This is a genomic window from Gordonia rhizosphera NBRC 16068 (assembly GCF_000298195.1).
Taxonomy (GTDB): domain Bacteria; phylum Actinomycetota; class Actinomycetes; order Mycobacteriales; family Mycobacteriaceae; genus Gordonia; species Gordonia rhizosphera.
Genome location: NZ_BAHC01000171.1, coordinates 1 through 16,298 on the forward strand (window position 1 = coordinate 1; position 16,298 = coordinate 16,298).

Sequence of the window (16,298 nt, forward strand, 5' to 3'; positions counted from 1 at the left end):
GGCTAATCCCGGAGAATCTTCACGTACAGCAGCTGGTCCGGGCGACATGGAACGGGCGCCAGGGGCTCGGCGTGCTGGAACAGCTGGCCGTCGGACCACTGCGCCGCTACGGATTCCGGGACTTTCTCGACGGCGCACCCGCGGAGGCCGAGGGTGTTCGGGAGACCGCCGACGGACACCACAGCGCCCTTTCGGACCTCTGACGCGGGAGAGCCGACGACGCGGGATCACCGCGCCTCGGGGGGTGCCCGAAGATGCTCACCAGCGCTCCCTAGCCCACCGTCGACCGTGCGCGCCCAACCATCGAGCGTGCGCACCGAGACGTCCATCGTGCGCGGCCCGACGTCGACCGTGCGCGCTGGCGCGTCGAGCGTGCGCACCGGCGCCATGAACCCCGCCCAGCAGCGGGCTATGGTCATCCGAGATCTACGGCAGCGGCTTCACCGACAGTACGATCGACGGTGGGGCGTGCACGATCGACGTTCCCGTGAGCACGCTCGACGCGCAGGTGCGCACGCTCGACACGCAGGTGCGCACGCTCGACGCGCAGGTGCGCACGCTCGACGATCCGGCGTCTTCTCGCGTCACATCTCGATCGAGATCTTGAACTGGCCCGGTTGGGGATTCGCGGCGGCGTGGAAGGCGCCCTCGACGTCTCCGACCCCGAAGACGTGACTCACGTAGGCGTCGCGCAGGCCCGGGTGCTCGGCCAGATAGACGTTCGCGTCCTCAAGGACCCGTCGGCGTTCCAGCGTCGCGCCAGATCGGAGGGTGAGGTTCTTCCGGAGGAAGGTCATCATGTCGAACGGGTAGACCAGGTCGTCGGGAATCCCGAAGTAGAAGACCTCACCGCCGAATCCGACGGCATCCACACAGTTCTTCATGGTGGTGACCTGGTGACCCACCGCCTCGACCACGACCTGCGGACGTTCCTTGGCGCGCAGCGAGCCGGCCCAGAGATTCGCGCTCGCGGTGACCACCTCGTCCACACCGAAGGTCGTGCCCGCGTCGCTCCTGTCCACCCGGTCGACGCCGACGACGTGAAGCGCTCCACGGCTCTTGAGCACATGGCTGAACAGCAATCCGATCGGCCCCTGGCCGACCACGGCAACCGTCTTTCCCGTGACGTCGTCGAGTTGCTCGGCGGCGTAGAGCACGCAGGCCAGTGGTTGCAGCATCACCGCTGTGGTGGGTGTCAGCGATGTATCGTAACCGGCCAGTCCGTCGCCGTCGCTGACGATGACCTCGGCGATGGCATCGAAACCCGATGCCCACCCGACGACCAGGTCACCGGTGCGGTGTTCGGGGTGGTTGCTGGCGATCACCTCGCCGACCACCTCGTGCATCGGGAATCCAGGTGCGCTGGTCACCCACTGGCCCCCATTCTTGGGATGTGGGAAGGGCGCACCACGGAAGTTGGGTAGGTCGCTGCCGCAGATCGCGCCGGCCTTGGTCGCCAGCAGGACCTGTCCGGGGCCGAGGTCCGCGGCGTCCGGTGCGGCGACCTCAACCTTCTCGAATCGGTATGGTGCGCTGAGTATCTGGGCCCACATGGATCAACCCTCCAATCGTCTTCGCCGTGTCCGGCGAGGCTGGTGTCAACTCGGTCGGCTCAGCCGGTGACCACTCCGGACAGCCCCGCATCGGCGAGGGCATCGCTCCACAGCACCGGATTGGTCAGCAGGCGCCGATAGCGAGTCACCAGCTTGGCGTGGTTGAATCCGACGGCCGCGACGAGCTGGTCTCCACGCCGGTACAGCGCGACGAATCGCTGGTCCTCAGCCGACCCGTGCGCGATCACCGCCTCGTCGAAGTCGAAGGTGGACCCGACCACCTGCAGTTTGTTGTCGTACTGATCCGACCAGACCCACGGCACGGTGGTGAAGGGTTCTGCGCTGCCGCGGCCGTGTTCGGCCAGCAGGCGCAGGGCGGCATGCCTGCCCTGGCGGATGGCGTTGTCCCAGTGCTCGACCCGGCGGTACTCGCCGAATCGATGGTTCGGCCACCGGGCAACATCGCCGGCCGCGACGACACGCGGGGCCGCCAGCAACGTGGCGTCGCATTCGACGCCGTTGTCCACCCGAACTCCGCTGTGTTCGAGCCAGTCGGTGCACGGAGTGACCCCGAGTCCAAGGACCACGACGTCGGCGGCGACGATCGATCCGTCGACGAGTTCGACGGCCTCGACGCGATCGCTGCCACGGACCGCCACGACCGACGTCGACGTCGCGATGTCGACACCCCGACGGCGATGCTCGGTGATCACGGCCTCGCCGACCTCGGCGCCCAGCACCCGCTCGAAAGGTGCATCCTGGGCCTCCAGCAAGCTCACCGCCAGATCGCGCTCCACACAGGCAGCTGCGACCTCGGCGCCGATGAAGCCACCACCGACGATCACCACATTCGACGGTCCGCGATCGAGGTCGGCCCGCAGATCGATCGCGTCGTCCAGCGAACGGATGACGTGGACACCCGGCAGGTCGGCACCTCGCAAGGTGCGGGGCGCCGCCCCGGTGGCGATCACGACACCTCCATCGAACTCTCGAATGGCGCCGTCCTGCAACCGGAGTCGGGGACGACCGGTAAGGCCGAGACCGACGACCTTCGTGCCGGTGTGCCAGGTCACCCGGGCGTCGTCCACGGCCTCCAGGCTGCACCGCTCCACGTCCCAAGTGCCCTTGAGGATTTCCTTCGACAGCGGGGGCCGGTCGTAGGGCAGATGTGGCTCGGCACCGAATACCTCGACACGCGAGACATCGGCGGATTCGACCAGGGTCTGCACGGCCGTGAGACCGGCCAGGGACGCCCCGACGACCGCAATCGGTGGGACGGTTCCGGTCATCCCGTGATCCCGTCGAACAACGCGGCCGGCGCCGACACCATCATCGTCTCGATGTCCTTGTCACCGACCCCGCGTTCCCGCAATCCCGGAAGGATCACGTCGGACACGTGGGTCAACACCCACGTCGGAAAACGCTTGGCGGCGAATCCCGGAGGACCCCAATCGGAGTACCCCATCGTGTCGTGCGAGAGTCCGATCCGGTCCGCGTAGCCCTCGCTACACAGCGTCGCGACCGTGTCGAGCCGCTCCTCCATGGTCGTCGTATCAGGGAGGTAGAGCCCGAACCGGTCGAAGCCGGCCATCGATCCGGCGTCCATGATGCTGCGGAGGTAGTCGAGGTCGGCGGTGTCGCCACTGTGGCCGATGACGACCTTGGTGAGGTCGGCGCCGTATTCGGCCAGGATCTTCTGGATGCGCGGACCGAGTTGATCGGCCGGGTGCGTGTGCACCGTGATCGGGACACCGGTCTGTCCCGAAGCACACGCCGCGGTGCGCAGGATGCGCTCGTTGTTCTCAGTGATGCCCTCGAGGTCGGTCGCCACCTTGATCGACTGCGCCTTGACACCCGAGTCTCCGATACCGATCCTGATGTCCCGCAGGAACATCTTGGTCAGGACGTCCTTCTCGGGATCCCGGGTCGCTCGCCGTGCGAGATTGTAGGGCAGGTAGTCGAAGGTGTAGATGCCCGACGAGACGATGAGGTTGATGTCGACAAGCTCGTTGACCTCTTGCACGAAGTCCATGTCCCGGCCGTGAAAATACGCGGTGCAGTCGAGGATCGTGGTGATCCCCCGATCGCGGACAGCCTGCACGGCAGCCGTCACGGTGTTGACAACCTCCGCGCGCGGCAGGCTCCAGCAGAGCTCGGGATAGAACTTCTCGAACTCCGTGGAGATCGAAATCAGGTGTTCGTGAATGAGCGTGGGACCCAAGTGATCCAGGGCCACCGGCCCTCGGACGGTCTCGACGGTCGACATCGTATTCCTCTCGCTGGCGCGCGGGTTCGGTTCAGGACTCGAGGCGGAGCGCACGTTTCGGGCAGACCCGCACCGCGGATTCGACCGACGCGTGGTCGTCGGCGACGATCTCCTCGCGCAGTACCCGAAGTTCGTCGTCGTCATCGATCTCGAAGACCGCAGGTGCCTCGATCGCGCAGACGCCGTTACCGTCACACAGATCCCAGTCGACAGTGACTTTCATGGTTCCTCGTTCGCTCGGTGGTGGCTCGGGACAGATCGCGGGCATGCAGGTGGGTTGTCAGCGGACGTTCCGGAACCGGTCGTTCCAACCGTCGATCCGCCGTGCGCCGACGGACAGACCAGCGCTGAGATAGCCGATGTCGCTACCCATCGTGACCAGGCGTACCCCGGCCTTGAGGAGTTCCTCGGTGTGCTCGGCGCCCATTCCCGCGACGCCGACGAAGATGCCGTGCGCGTCGGCGGCTGCGACGATCCTCGCGATGGCCTCGGAGACGACCCGGTTGCCCGGTGTGGCGCCATCGAGTCCCTCCCCGAGCGAGAGCCCCAGGTCCATCGGGCCGACGAAAAGGCCGTCCACTCCCGGAGTCGCCGCGATGGCCTCGACGTTGTCGAGTCCTTCGACTGTCTCGATCATGACCAGGCAGGTGGTCGACGCGGACGCGGCCTCGACGCCGTAGAAGTTGCGGATGGGCCCGAAGGAACGGGTGCCGAGCGGCGGATATCTGGTGGCGTCGGCGGCGGCCCGTGCCTGTTCGGGAGTGGAAACCATCGGCACGACAACCCCGATCGCACCGAGATCCAATGCCCGCATGATCAGGCTGGGCTCGTTGACCGCGACCCGGACCAGGGTGGCACCGCCGCCGAGTTCTACCGCCTGGATCATCGGCAGCAGGTTGCCGGCGTCGATACTTCCGTGCTGCATGTCGAGGAGAATCCAGTCCCACGGCCCGCGCCCGAGCACCTCCGCCGAGATGTTCGACGGCGCGGTCATCCAGATGCCATACGTCGGCCGGCCCGCGGCCAGAGCCTTCTGGATGACATTCATCGATACACCCCTTCAATCCGGTCAATCCGCGACGGCCCGAGCCGGTGTCGGCCGTCACCATTCTGTCCGCGTGGACACCGGTCTCTCCAATACCACTTTGCATGCCGATCGGTTATGGAGCGGCGGGCGACATCCATAACCGTCGGTTATCGCCCCGGTTCTTGGACATACCCGGCGGCGACGGCCCATAGTGTTGCTCGGGCCGCCATTCGTGCGGCCACGGACGACCTCCCCTGAGGAATCTCATGAGTATCGGCGAATCCCCTACCGGGGGGATCGAACGGCGGCCGGCAATCGCCGTGGCAGTGCGCTGCCCGTGCGGGCTCGAGATCACCTCCACCACGCCGGAAGACCTTGTCATCGACGTCAACAGGCATCTGACAGAACAGCACCCGCGAGTGGCAGGCCACTACGACGACGATGACATCCTCGCTCTCTCCTACCCGCGGCCGGTGGCGCCGACCGATCGTGACCGACAAGGAGTCCCACAGTGACCCAGACCGTTGACGAGTTCGTGTACGACCCGTTCTCGCCCGACGTGATGAGCAATCCGCTCCCGTACTACCAGATCCTGCGCGAGCGCTTTCCGGTCTACTACGTGGAGAAGTACGACACCTTCTTCCTCTCGCGTTTCCAGGACGCCATCGACTTTCTCTCCCAACCCACCAACGTCTTCGTGACCAACGAGGGTTCGGTGTTCAACCGCCCTGAGCTGCTCGAGCATAATGCTGGTCCCACCATCGACCCTCCGACCAGCCCGATGCTCGGCTCCCATCTCAATTTCGGCGCACCGACCTACGAACTCGTGCGGCAGGCCCACGGCAAGCAGCTCCGGCCCGGGCATGTGAAGCAGCTCGAACCTTTCATCCGAACGATGGTGCGCAGCAGACTCGACGAGGCCATCGACACGAAGCGATTCGACCTGGTCCACGAGTTCACCGGCGTCATCGCGGCATCGACGATTTGCCGGCTCTTCCACATCCCGCTCACCGAGGCCACGACCGTCCTGGACAACATCAACGCGATGACCCGCACCAACAGCGACGGCTTCATCCGGGCCCCGAAATACCAGATCGCGCTCCTGGAGTATGTCCGTCCCCTCGTTGCCGCGCGCCGCGCGCAGGGCGCCGATGGAAGCTGGCCTCTCGTCGACGGGATGCTCGATCTCCGGGTGGACGGCCGCGCACTCGGTGACATGGAGATCGCCGCCAACCTGATGTGCGTCATGGTCGGCGGCACCGAGACACTGCCCAAGGTCGTCGCACACGGGTTGCTCGAACTCAAGCGCCACCCGGATCAACTCGCCGAGGTTCGTTCGGACCTGCCGAACAACTGTGCCGTGGCAGCCGAGGAGATGAACCGATTCTGCGGTCCCGCACAGTGGTTCGGACGCACCGCTCGCGAGGAGACGGTCGTCGCCGGCCAGGAGGTCCAGCCCGGTCAGCGCGTCGTCTACCTGACGCAGTCGGCAAACCGGGATCCCCGCGAGTTCGATGATCCGGACGAATTCCGATGGAACCGGCCGATTCCGCGGACGCTCGCCTTCGGATTCGGACAGCACTTCTGCATCGGCATCCACCTGGCGAGGCTCGAGGAGCGCATCATCCTCGAAGAGTTCCTCGCACGCGTCGACGACTACGACATCGACGTCGACCGGGCGGTTCGTCTCCCGGCAACCTTCCAATGGGGGTACAGCCAGATGCCTATCGTCATCAACAGCACTCTCTGACAACCATATTCGGTCACCTCACCGACCAGACCATCATCGAACAGGACGGTTGAAGTGGGTATTCTCCAGGTCAGCTCCGAGACAGCGTTTCCCAATAAGCCTGCGGAGGTCTACGACTTCGTCACCGACCCCCGCAACTGGGTCAGGGTCTATCCGGGGAGCGAAATGATCGAGGGTGTCGAGGAATTGCCTTTGCGTCTGGGCGATGAATGGCACGAAGCGGGCACCGGTCCGGTCCGGTACACGTGGCGCCTGATCACCGCGGTGCGTCCGTGGCGGTGGGTCTTCCAGTCTGTCGGTAAGCTCGCGCACAGTCGAGAGGATGGCAGCGGTGGCCACGACGGGATCATGACCATCTCCTACACGTTCTCCTGCCCCGGGGAGGACGTCACCCTGTTCCATCGCAGCATGACCGTGGAGGTGCCGAAGGGTTCGGATCTACCGCCCGGACTCATCGGGTCATTCGAACCCAAGTACATCGACATCTACCACTCAGCGGTGGCCAAAGCACTCAACGGGTGACGTGACACCGGACCGCCGACGCAGGAGTGGCATCGGCGGGTCATGCGTTCGATGCGGTCTCTGTCACGGACTTCCAGGAATTCACGATGGCTGCGACGAGATCGCGTACCTCGGAGCGGGATTCGTCTTCCTCCCGCCAGGCGACGCAGTACTCGGCGGGCTCGGCACCCTCGAACGGGACGAGCGTCACGCCCGGATGCGGATACCATCGCGCCACCGACTCGGTGAAGGCACAGATGCCCAATCCGCTCGCGATACCCACGAGCGTCTCGTCGATCGTCGTAACCACCCGCGTGCGGACACGGCCAAGGCCCGCACCGCGCGGCGCGGTGACGCCACCGGTCGTGGGAACCATGAAGATAGTCTCACCCGCCAGGTCCTCGGGCCCGATCGTCGCCCGATCGGCGAGATGGTGGTCCGTCGACATGGCAATGAGTACTTTCTCCGGACCGAGTCGATGACACCGCAGCCCAGTCAGACGACCGCCGCGTGGCAACCAGATGAGCCCGACATCGGACTCGCCGTTCTCGACACCGGCTCCATGGTGTGCCCAGTCCACACGACGCAACTCCAGATGAGTCTCGGGGTGTCGCGCGGCGAAGGATGTGATGATCTGCTTCAGCAGATCCTGTCCCGGCGCGAGCCAGAAGCCGAGCGTGAGTCTGCCCGCAGCAGTGAGCGAGTTCCGAATCGCGCCGCGCGCCTCCTGGTCGAGGTCGATGATCTGCCGTGCGTAGGGCAGCAGGGACTCACCGGCCTTGGTCAGGGTCACCCCACCGCGACCCCGCACGAAGAGTTTCGCATCCAGTTCGCGTTCGAGGCTCGCGATCTGTTTGCTCAGTGCCGGCTGTGTGATGAACAGGATCTCCGCGGCACGCGTGAAATGGAGTTCCTCGGCGGCCACGACGAAGTAGTGCAGGTCTCTGGTATTCACCGCTCAGTGGTCCTGTTCTCATCGCCGCGTCGGTACGCGGCACACCATCACCGATTGCACAACGGGTACCGGACTGAACATCCTCCGAGGATCGCAGCGGGCCTGACCGTAGCCAGCGCCACCGCCTGGGGATGAGAACGTCGCGTGTCGGCCGACGCCCGGGCCATCGGCGGCTGCGATGCCCGGGACGTCGGTCGACGGCGGGTCAGATCTTCGCGGCGTCCTTGTGTCTGGTGACCGGTTCGGCCAGCCGTTGCTCGTCGACCACGGTCTGCAGCCGCTCGATCGTCGCCTCCAGACCCTCACCGATGCGCTTGCCCGGAGTGAACGTCGCGGGCAGGTTCTTCATACCGTTGATGAATCCGATCGATGGGTAGTGGATTGCCCCGTCCGGATCGCACACATAGTCGGGCATCCGATCGAGAACCTGAACCAGCATGCGCTTGAACAGTTTTCGCGCAACATTCGATCCGATGCATCGGTGCACTCCGAGCCCGAAACTCGCGTGCCGGTTGCGGGATCGTTCCAGATCGATCTCGTTGGGATTCGGGAAGATCTCCGGGTTACGATTCGCCATGGCCCATGACAGCCACAGCCGGTCACCCTCGCGCAGCCGCACACCGTCGATCTCGGCATCGACGGCCACGGTCCGGCCGTCGCCCTGGGCCGGCGTGTAGAAGCGCAGGAATTCTTCGGTGGCCGAGTCGAGCATCGTGTCCAGGTTCTCGTGGAGCAGGCGGCGCTTGTCCGGGTTCTCCGAAAGCCACTCGAGAGAGTGTGCGGTCAGTGCCGTCGTCGTGTCGAACCCTCCGCCGATCAGCAACTGGCAGGCGCCGAACACGTCCATGTGGTCGACGGGAGCGCCGTCGACCACCAGCGAGTTCAGCGCATTGATCAGGCCGGGGCGCGGATTCTCCCGGATCCGGTGAATCCACGCGTCGAGTTGACCCTCCGCTTCGCGAAGGCGCGTGATCACGTCGAAGATCTCCGGTGAGGTCGGATCGGTGTAGACCGAGGCGTGCACCGGTTCACAGTGGACGGACCAGTCCTGCAACGGCATTCCGAGAAGTCCCATGGTGACCACCGCCGGGACGATGTTCGCGAGGTCGTCGATGAAGTCGATCTTCCCCGTCTCGATCACCTCGTCGAGACACGCCCGGATCAGATCGTCGATGATCGGGACCCATCGGGCCACCGCGGCGGGAGACAGATAGGGGTTCAGCTGTTTTCGGTAGTCCTGTTGTTCCGGCGGGTCCATCTCGATGAAGCCGCTCCGGTGGCGCTCGCCGGGCTGATTCGGGATCTGGATTCCCTGATAGCCTGTCCGTTCTCCCTTGGGGTCGTAGTCGCTCGAGAGCAACTTGGGATCCCGCGCGATCTCGAAGACCTGCGCCATGTCGTTGGCCACCCAGTATCCGCCGTAGGAGTCAGACCAGGCGATCGGACAATCGCGGTGCAGTTCCTCTGTCAGTTCGACGAAGGAATCACGAAAGTCCGTGGTATGACGGTCGAATTTGACCGGACACTGTCGGGTTCCGGGACGTGTGTCCACGTTCTCTGTTGTCATCTCTTTCAAACCTTCGGTGAACTATAGTTCTACAATTGCCCGCTCGGGGCACGACATCATCGCGTTGCGAACGCCGGCCACCTGATCGGCCGGGATCTCCCCGTCGATAGCCGTGGCATGACCGTCGACATCATCGAGGGTGAAGATGTCGGGCGCCGCCATCCAACAGAGCGTGTGCCCCTGGCACTGGTCGGGATCTACTCGGACCTTCATGATCTGCCCTTCTGACTCGGCTCGACGCGAGTCCGTGTGGAATCGGAAACGAACTCAGACATGGAAACTGTGGAACTTCAGATACGAACCCGCGTCGACCCGCATCTGTGTCCCGGTGACGTAGCGCGACTCGTCGGAGGCAAGGTAGACGACGGCATTGCTGATGTCGACCGGCTCGATCCACGGGATCGGCATGGCCTGCTGCTCTGGGAAGGCCAACAATGCGTCCTCGGCGGTGGGGTGCTCGAGGTCGGGACGGAATGCCTTGTACATCGGTTCGGACTGCAGCATGTCGGTGTTGCAGTTGGTCGGATGAACCACGTTGGCACGGATCATCTTCGGCGCCAGCACTCGCGCCAGCTCGTGAATGTAGCTCGACAGACCCAGTTTGGCAACCGTGTATCCCTGACCACCCGGATCGGCCCCGGGAGCCGGCATGTTGTCGAAGTCCATGAACGCGGCCGCCGAACCGGTCGCGATGATCGACGCACCTTCCTGCAGGTACGGTACCGCTGCGTGAATGGCGTTGAACACGCCGAGCATGTTGGTATCGATGACGTCGAGCCAGGCCTGCACGTTGCCGTTCGACCCCATCGGCGCGATCCCCGCCTGCGCCACCACGATGTCCAGGCGCCCGAGTTCCGCGACACCGTTCTTGACCGCCTCGGCCAGCTGGGCCCGTTCGCGGACATCGGCTTTGGCCGTCACGATCCGCCGGTCGTACTTCTCCACGAGGCGGGCGGTCTCCTCGAGATCCTCCTGCCGAGCGAGCGGATATCCGTTGCTGTCGATGTCCTCACAGAGGTCGACGGCGATGATGTCGGCGCCCTCCTCGGCGAGACGGACCGCGTGACTGCGTCCCTGCCCGCGTGCTGCACCGGTGATGAAGGCGACCTTGCCCTCGACTCGTCCTTGACTCATTTGATGTTCCTCCTGTTGATGGTCGTCAATCCGTAAAGCACCTCGCGGGCCTGGGGTTTGTCGAGCGCCAATGCGATGCCGCGTCTACTCCGGTTCGGGTGCTCCATGATGGGCGCGAACCCGCCATCGGCACGGCGCGGACTGAGATATCGATCACCACGGTACAGCTATTCGATTCATATCACAATGGGATCAGTAGATTGAACATAAGTTCATTCCAGTTCTCCGCCGTCTCGGTCAGCTGCGCGGGGCACCCATCCGACCGAGGGCCCCATCCGCGGCATCCCACAACGGTCCATTCCCGAATTCGTTGTCTCCCAATAATTCTGCGAGGATGCCAACGTCTTTGCGTAACAACGGACCGGCGGTTGTGGCGAGTGTCCCGAACTCACCCCCCCTCGGACCCAACAGTGACATGGCGAAGCTCGCACCGGTTCCGTGCGAGATCACCTCACCGACCCGCACAGGATCGACGCCCAGCGATCGACCGATATCGAGGATCGCAGCGGAGGCCTCCAGGTGGGCAGCCAGCAGCGCGTTGTTGAGCAGCTTCGCGACCTCGCCCGCGCCGACCTCATCGCCAAGGTGTACGACCGGGTCACCATAGGTGCGGAACACCGGCGAGCACCGCTCGGCCGCCTGCGCATCGCCGCCCACCATCACGAGCAATCGGCCGGCGTCTGCCGCCGGACCGCCACCACTGACCGGCGCATCGATGACCGTGATACCCCGCGCGGCGCCGATCTCGGCCATCCGCACACAGGTGGCCGGGTGCACCGTGCTGTGGATGGCCACCACGCCCCCGTCCTTCATGCCCTCGAACACACCGTCGGGCCCGGTCAGCACCGCCTCCACACCGGCATCGTCCACCACGCAGACGCAGACCAGATCGCTCATGCGCGCCAGTTCGGCGGGCGATTCCGCGACTGATGCGGCGGTCTCGGCGAACGACTCCAGGGTCTGCGGGCGTCGCGCCCATAGCGTCACCCGATGACCGGCCGCGATGATCCTCCGCGCCATGGGACCGCCCTGGCTGCCGAGCCCGATGAACCCGACACGAAGGGTCTCGGACTCGCTCGTGGTCGATGTCACGCTGTCGGTCGCCGCCTCGGTCATCGAAATACCCTCTCGTCGTGAGTGCCCGGATTCATGCGCAGCCGCGGAGAACCTCCCCCAACCGGCGACGCCGTGCCTGTGATTCCATTCACGTTACGGTGATTGCATGACTAGATCAATCGGCAGTATTTGCCGTACAGTTTGATGAACGGATGCTCAGGGAGTTGAACGACTCCGAATCCGAGCTCTCGACAGGCGACACAGGAGGTCCGCCACATGACACTTGGAAAGATCTCTCACCTCATCCACATGACGGGCGACCTGGCCGCCCTCGACGCCTGGTACGACGACGTGTTCGGCGTGAAGCGAGGCTGGATGGACAACGACTTCCTGGACATGGAGTTGCGTGACGCCTCATTGTTGACTGTCGGCGACATCGTCATCGAAACGGTCGCGCCGTCATTCCATGTCGACGGATGGGACTCCTACCCGCTCGGCAGGTTCTACAACCGGTTCGGCGACCACTGGCATTCGATCTCCTGGTACGCGGACGAAACCATGTCCCACTGGAAGAAATTGCACGACAACAACATCCGCATTCTGGGATCCGCCGGGGCGAAGGCCGACACGCTACCGAGATACGACGCGCCGCTGTTCACCCACCCACGCGACACCATTGCACAGCTCGAAATCGAGCCGCCCTGCGATTTCGCCGATGCGGACCCGCGCCAGCAGAGCGGCTACGACCCACTCTGGTGGGTGAACAACCATCCCCTCGGGCTCTACGGGCTGTCCTACACCACCGTGCTGACCGACGACCTCGAGAAAGCGAAGAAGGTCTTCGTCGACCTGCTCGACGGCGACCTCCTCGAGGAATCCTCCTCGAAACTCACCGGCACCGATGACATCTATGTGAAGGTTGGCGATGCCGTCATCCAGGCATCCCGACCCATCCGTGAGGACACCATCGCCGCAGACGATTTCCGGTCGAGCGGCGAGATTCACCACGCTGCCTGCTTCCGGGTGGCCGACCTCGACAAGGCCGAGATCTATCTCGAGTCAAAGGGTATACGGACCGTCGCCCGCGACGAGCACACCGTATTGAGCGACCCACGCACCACGCACGGTGCGGTGTTCCGCTGGACCGATCGCCTGATCCCCGGCGGGACGTACACGTCGTAGTCTGCGGGCCTCAGCGACCGCCCCTGAAGTCCACACGTGAGCAGTGCGCGAAAACCGTGGCGTCGATGGCCGCCCGATACCGTGAGGTCTTCAGGGACTCAGGCCTCATTCGCGCAACCACTCCTTGATGTGATGAGGCCGCGCGCTGAACGTGTCGTGGACGAACTCGAGGAACTCTTCGGTATCGGTGGGCCAACCCTCTTCGTCGGTCGTCTTCGACACCGTCGACACCAGAATGAACGACGAGACGACCGCGAAGTACAGGCGTGCCAGGGCAATCGGGGAACCCGGCCGCAACGTACCGTCGGCCTGCCCCTTTTCGATCAAGTCGGAGAGATAGCCGAGCACGCGCTTGTTGTAGTGAATCCAGGCATCCGGAAGTACCGCACCCCGGGATCGCGCCATGCGCGAGATCTCCGCGGACAACGCGCCCCACGCGGGATGTTTCAGCGCGTGGTCGATCTGGATCTGCGCCAGGCGCACCAGCCGTTCATCGGCCGGCACGTCGTCGGGGATACTGTTCTGGATCGAGTCGACCGCGATACTGCGACGCATCAGTACCTGTTCGTACAGGTCGTCCTTGCTCTCGAAGAACGTGTAGATCGAGCCCACGGAGAACTCACACCGGGACGCGACATCCTTGAGGCCCGTGTCGTGATACCCGCGCTCGGCAAACAACTCCTCAGCGGTGTCGAGGATCTGTTCACGGGACATGTCGATCCGCTGCTGGCGACGGATCTCACGTGGGCTCGGCGTGTCGGGGACCGCGGCATCGGGCTTGGTTTGCGCGCGCTTCGACGTCGTCGCTGCCTTGGTCGTCGCTGCCTTGGTCGTCGCTGCCTTGGTCGTCGCTGTCTTGGCCGTCGTCGTTGTCTTCGCCTTCGCCATTCCGTTCTCGCCTCCTACCACCAGCCTGCATGTCCACCGACCGAACGAACAGCTGTGTACCCAACTGAACCACTACTAACTGTGTTGAATCCAGCATACGCGGCAGCAACCTCGCCGCCGCGCAACCCTGAGCGTGCAGGTCATGGGCATTCGGGTGGCCCGACCCGAGCACGCGCCTGCCGCCTGCTCCTACACCGCGTGTCTCGGTGTCTCCGTGGGGCTCATGACTCGGCTCTCAACAACATCACCCCGCTGGGAGTGAGCCCTCCACTGCTGACCACTCCGACCCGCGCTCCGTCCACTTGACGCACCCCGGCCTCGCCCCGCAATTGTGTGACCGCCTCGTGGATCAGGCCCATCCCGTGAGTCCGACCGTGGGAGAGCTGGCCGCCATGAGTGTTCAATGGCAGCACCCCGCCTCGAGCGATCGTGTGACCGCCGTCGAGGAAGTCCCTGGCCTCGCCGATTCCGCAGAAACCCAGCGCCTCGATCCACGAGACACAGTTGAAGGTGAACCCGTCGTAGAGTTCGGCGACATCGACGTCGGCAGGACGGAGGTCGGTACGCGTCCACAGGTGTGCCGCCGGCCCGAGCACCTGCGGCTCGTGGGTCGAGGTGCTCTGATCCCAGTCGATCTTCTCGATGAGTTGCGTGCCCACCGCTTCGACCCGAACCGGCGCTTTGGCCAGGTCGGGCACCGTGTCGGCCGCGGAGACGATCACCGCCACCGACGCATCGCACGGCACATCGCAGTCATAGAGCCCGAACGGCGTGGTGATGGTGCGGGCCGACAGGTACTCGTCCATCGTCAACGGGTCGCGGTAGATCGCGGTGGGATTGAGCGCCGCGTTCGCGCGCTGGTTGAGCGCGATCCATCCGAGTGTCTCCCGAGTGGTGCCGTACTTGTGGAAATGGCGGTGTGCGGACTGGGCCAGGGTGTGCGCCGCCGATACCGCGCCGAACGGCAACGACCAGCCCATCAGTCCGGCGACCCGGCCGTCACCCGGAGACGGTAGGCGGCCCTCTCGGACCAGTTGTCCGCGAGTCGATTCCCACACCGTCCGGAAGCAGAGTACATGTCGTGCCAGACCGGACGCGACGGCCAGCATGGCCGCGATCACCGAGCCACCGGGCCCGAAGGTCTCCCCGCCGCCGTTGTACCAGGTCGGCCGGATCCGCAGCGCCGACTCCAGAGCGGTCACCCCTCCCTCGCTGTGGCCGCTCTCCACACCACCCGCCGGATAGGTCGACAATCCGTCGATGTCGTCGAAGCTCAGCCCTGCGTCGGCAACCGCCCGCTCACACGCCTCGATGGTCAAGGCGAGCGGGTTGCGCATCAACCGCCGACCCATCTCAGAGGCACCGACCCCGCTGATCACCACCTTGTCCTCGAACTTGTCCGCTGAGACCATCGGTCGCACGTGGCGTGCGTAGTCCTCCGGCGCGATCTCGTCGTCAGGGAGTTCGCGGGCAACGGTGTCGTCGGTACTTGGTCGAAACAGCGGAAACCACACGTCGTCCGACTGCTCGAACACGACCTCGACGGGCATCCCGAGCTCGATCGCGTCGGCATCGCAGTCGATCAGCCGCGTGGTGAGTCGCACTCGCGGATCCTCGTCGAGCGCCACCTCCGCCACCACGTAGGGAGGCGGTAGACCGGGTAGTCCGAAACGCTCATTGACAGTGTAGCCGAACAGGATTCCATTTCCGGAGACGATGCGCTCGTGCGTCTCGGCGGCGCGACACGACGGGCAGATCGGTTTCGGCGGGTGAATCAGCGAGCTACAGGAGAGGCATTCCTGGATGCGCAACTGCCCGTCTTTGCCCGAGGTCCAGTAGAACTCGGTCTCCGGAAGGACAAGCGGGAGAACGCGGCCGGACGATTCGGTCATGTGATCGCACTTTCAGTTGGAGGAGGCCATCGAGGGTGCCGACACTGTGGTCGGCGAGCAGACGGCGTACGCGTTTCCCGGTGTTCATCCGGGCAGTTCATCGTTCTCGTCGGGGACGGCGATCTCGACACCTAGGTGGTCAGTCGGGAATCACCTCGAGCACTCGCTTGATCACTCCACGGCATGCCAGATGGTCAGTCCGACGCGGGCAGCGGCCGCGGCGTCTTGAGCTGCAGGGGAGTTCCGTTGACCGCGAGTTCTCCGGCGCCCGCAGCCACGCACAGCACCTCGACGGTGCCATCGGGGTCCTCATAGCGTTTGCCCATCTCGACGGCAAAACCGTCGGCGGCCACCGCCGACGTGGTCAGTTCGTCCCCGGAACGGGCGACGGACTCTCCGCCACAGGTGATCTCGATGTCGGGGCGATCAACCCGAACCACCACCAGACTCACGCTCGACACCCGGCTTCGCAACCGCTCGCCCACTTTGTACTCGGCCATATGCGTCTCACCATTCCTTCGCTCGAG

18 protein-coding genes are annotated in these 16,298 nt (G+C 64.7%); 4 read left to right on the forward strand and 14 right to left on the reverse strand.

Annotation, left to right across the window (positions count from 1 at the left end; genetic code table 11):
• Positions 1-203, forward strand: a 203-nt coding sequence (locus GORHZ_RS21080) for an Rv3169 family protein (protein WP_006336630.1), incomplete at its 5' end; no start/stop codon positions are given.
• A gap of 24 nt (positions 204-227) precedes the next feature.
• Here GORHZ_RS21080 and GORHZ_RS21085 read toward each other — a convergent pair.
• The 6 genes from GORHZ_RS21085 to GORHZ_RS21110 all read right to left on the reverse strand — a co-directional run bounded on the left by GORHZ_RS21085 (position 228) and on the right by GORHZ_RS21110 (position 4,867).
• Positions 228-419 (reverse strand): hypothetical protein, encoded by a 192-nt coding sequence (locus tag GORHZ_RS21085; protein WP_006336631.1) that lies wholly within the window; start codon positions 417-419, stop codon positions 228-230.
• Between the two features lie 165 nt (positions 420-584).
• Positions 585-1,553, reverse strand: a complete 969-nt coding sequence (locus GORHZ_RS21090) for a zinc-binding dehydrogenase (protein ID WP_006336632.1) — start codon at positions 1,551-1,553, stop codon at positions 585-587.
• Positions 1,554-1,612: 59 nt separating this feature from the next.
• Positions 1,613-2,842: an NAD(P)/FAD-dependent oxidoreductase gene (locus GORHZ_RS21095; RefSeq protein WP_006336633.1), complete on the reverse strand. Its 1,230-nt coding sequence runs from the start codon at positions 2,840-2,842 to the stop codon at positions 1,613-1,615.
• Complete coding sequence (locus GORHZ_RS21100) at positions 2,839-3,819, reverse strand: phosphotriesterase family protein (protein WP_006336634.1); 981 nt, start codon at positions 3,817-3,819, stop codon at positions 2,839-2,841. The genes GORHZ_RS21095 and GORHZ_RS21100 overlap by 4 nt, the downstream gene beginning before the upstream one ends.
• 31 nt (positions 3,820-3,850) lie before the next feature.
• On the reverse strand, positions 3,851-4,042 hold the full coding sequence (locus tag GORHZ_RS21105; protein ID WP_006336635.1) for a ferredoxin: 192 nt from the start codon (positions 4,040-4,042) through the stop codon (positions 3,851-3,853).
• Positions 4,043-4,099: 57 nt separating this feature from the next.
• Positions 4,100-4,867, reverse strand: a complete 768-nt coding sequence (locus GORHZ_RS21110; RefSeq protein ID WP_006336636.1) for an HpcH/HpaI aldolase family protein — start codon at positions 4,865-4,867, stop codon at positions 4,100-4,102.
• Between the two features lie 490 nt (positions 4,868-5,357).
• On the opposite strand from GORHZ_RS21110, the gene GORHZ_RS21120 reads away from it, so the two are divergent.
• Both GORHZ_RS21120 and GORHZ_RS21125 read left to right on the forward strand, forming a co-directional pair.
• Positions 5,358-6,596 (forward strand): cytochrome P450, encoded by a 1,239-nt coding sequence (locus GORHZ_RS21120; RefSeq protein WP_006336638.1) that lies wholly within the window; start codon positions 5,358-5,360, stop codon positions 6,594-6,596.
• Positions 6,597-6,650: 54 nt separating this feature from the next.
• The gene (locus tag GORHZ_RS21125) at positions 6,651-7,118 is read left to right on the forward strand and encodes an SRPBCC family protein (protein WP_006336639.1); all 468 of its coding nucleotides are present in this window, start codon (positions 6,651-6,653) and stop codon (positions 7,116-7,118) included.
• Between the two features lie 40 nt (positions 7,119-7,158).
• On the opposite strand, the gene GORHZ_RS21130 is transcribed toward GORHZ_RS21125, so the two are convergent.
• From GORHZ_RS21130 to GORHZ_RS21150, 5 genes are all read right to left on the reverse strand, one after another.
• On the reverse strand, positions 7,159-8,052 hold the full coding sequence (locus GORHZ_RS21130; protein WP_006336649.1) for a LysR family transcriptional regulator: 894 nt from the start codon (positions 8,050-8,052) through the stop codon (positions 7,159-7,161).
• A 205-nt stretch (positions 8,053-8,257) separates the two neighbouring features.
• Complete coding sequence (locus GORHZ_RS21135; protein ID WP_006336650.1) at positions 8,258-9,619, reverse strand: cytochrome P450; 1,362 nt, start codon at positions 9,617-9,619, stop codon at positions 8,258-8,260.
• Positions 9,620-9,640: 21 nt separating this feature from the next.
• Positions 9,641-9,832 carry a ferredoxin gene (locus tag GORHZ_RS21140; RefSeq protein ID WP_006336651.1) on the reverse strand — a complete coding sequence of 64 codons (192 nt, stop codon included), beginning with the start codon at positions 9,830-9,832 and terminating at the stop codon, positions 9,641-9,643.
• Between the two features lie 54 nt (positions 9,833-9,886).
• Entirely contained in the window at positions 9,887-10,753 is an 867-nt protein-coding gene (locus GORHZ_RS21145) for a mycofactocin-coupled SDR family oxidoreductase (RefSeq protein ID WP_006336652.1), read from the reverse strand.
• Positions 10,754-10,990: 237 nt separating this feature from the next.
• Positions 10,991-11,869 carry an NAD(P)-dependent oxidoreductase gene (locus tag GORHZ_RS21150; protein ID WP_006336653.1) on the reverse strand — a complete coding sequence of 293 codons (879 nt, stop codon included), beginning with the start codon at positions 11,867-11,869 and terminating at the stop codon, positions 10,991-10,993.
• 216 nt (positions 11,870-12,085) lie between these two features.
• Here GORHZ_RS21150 and GORHZ_RS21155 point away from each other — a divergent pair, with 216 nt between their 5' ends.
• The gene (locus GORHZ_RS21155) at positions 12,086-12,991 is read left to right on the forward strand and encodes a VOC family protein (RefSeq protein WP_006336654.1); all 906 of its coding nucleotides are present in this window, start codon (positions 12,086-12,088) and stop codon (positions 12,989-12,991) included.
• Positions 12,992-13,096: 105 nt separating this feature from the next.
• Here GORHZ_RS21155 and GORHZ_RS21160 read toward each other — a convergent pair whose 3' ends face one another.
• The 3 genes from GORHZ_RS21160 to GORHZ_RS21175 form a co-directional block, all read right to left on the reverse strand.
• Positions 13,097-13,879: a TetR/AcrR family transcriptional regulator gene (locus GORHZ_RS21160; RefSeq protein ID WP_006336655.1), complete on the reverse strand. Its 783-nt coding sequence runs from the start codon at positions 13,877-13,879 to the stop codon at positions 13,097-13,099.
• Between the two features lie 221 nt (positions 13,880-14,100).
• Positions 14,101-15,771 (reverse strand): thiolase C-terminal domain-containing protein, encoded by a 1,671-nt coding sequence (locus GORHZ_RS21170; protein ID WP_006336656.1) that lies wholly within the window; start codon positions 15,769-15,771, stop codon positions 14,101-14,103.
• A gap of 194 nt (positions 15,772-15,965) precedes the next feature.
• Positions 15,966-16,271, reverse strand: coding sequence for a hypothetical protein (locus GORHZ_RS21175; protein ID WP_006336658.1), 306 nt, complete (start codon positions 16,269-16,271; stop codon positions 15,966-15,968).
• Positions 16,272-16,298 lie beyond the last annotated feature (27 nt).

What these genes read in the sequence shown, in the direction of transcription:
- GORHZ_RS21175 (WP_006336658.1), bottom strand. Translation starts at nt 16,271, where the DNA reads ATGGCCGAGTACAAAGTGGGCGAGCGGTTGCGAAGCCGGGTGTCGAGC.
- GORHZ_RS21095 (WP_006336633.1), bottom strand. Translation starts at nt 2,842, where the DNA reads ATGACCGGAACCGTCCCACCGATTGCGGTCGTCGGGGCGTCCCTGGCC.
- GORHZ_RS21090 (WP_006336632.1), bottom strand. Translation starts at nt 1,553, where the DNA reads ATGTGGGCCCAGATACTCAGCGCACCATACCGATTCGAGAAGGTTGAG.
- GORHZ_RS21135 (WP_006336650.1), bottom strand. Translation starts at nt 9,619, where the DNA reads ATGACAACAGAGAACGTGGACACACGTCCCGGAACCCGACAGTGTCCG.
- GORHZ_RS21145 (WP_006336652.1), bottom strand. Translation starts at nt 10,753, where the DNA reads ATGAGTCAAGGACGAGTCGAGGGCAAGGTCGCCTTCATCACCGGTGCA.
- GORHZ_RS21105 (WP_006336635.1), bottom strand. Translation starts at nt 4,042, where the DNA reads ATGAAAGTCACTGTCGACTGGGATCTGTGTGACGGTAACGGCGTCTGC.
- GORHZ_RS21160 (WP_006336655.1), bottom strand. Translation starts at nt 13,879, where the DNA reads ATGGCGAAGGCGAAGACAACGACGACGGCCAAGACAGCGACGACCAAG.
- GORHZ_RS21100 (WP_006336634.1), bottom strand. Translation starts at nt 3,819, where the DNA reads ATGTCGACCGTCGAGACCGTCCGAGGGCCGGTGGCCCTGGATCACTTG.
- GORHZ_RS21150 (WP_006336653.1), bottom strand. Translation starts at nt 11,869, where the DNA reads ATGACCGAGGCGGCGACCGACAGCGTGACATCGACCACGAGCGAGTCC.
- GORHZ_RS21110 (WP_006336636.1), bottom strand. Translation starts at nt 4,867, where the DNA reads ATGAATGTCATCCAGAAGGCTCTGGCCGCGGGCCGGCCGACGTATGGC.
- GORHZ_RS21155 (WP_006336654.1), top strand. Translation starts at nt 12,086, where the DNA reads ATGACACTTGGAAAGATCTCTCACCTCATCCACATGACGGGCGACCTG.
- GORHZ_RS21170 (WP_006336656.1), bottom strand. Translation starts at nt 15,771, where the DNA reads ATGACCGAATCGTCCGGCCGCGTTCTCCCGCTTGTCCTTCCGGAGACC.
- GORHZ_RS21085 (WP_006336631.1), bottom strand. Translation starts at nt 419, where the DNA reads ATGACCATAGCCCGCTGCTGGGCGGGGTTCATGGCGCCGGTGCGCACG.
- GORHZ_RS21140 (WP_006336651.1), bottom strand. Translation starts at nt 9,832, where the DNA reads ATGAAGGTCCGAGTAGATCCCGACCAGTGCCAGGGGCACACGCTCTGT.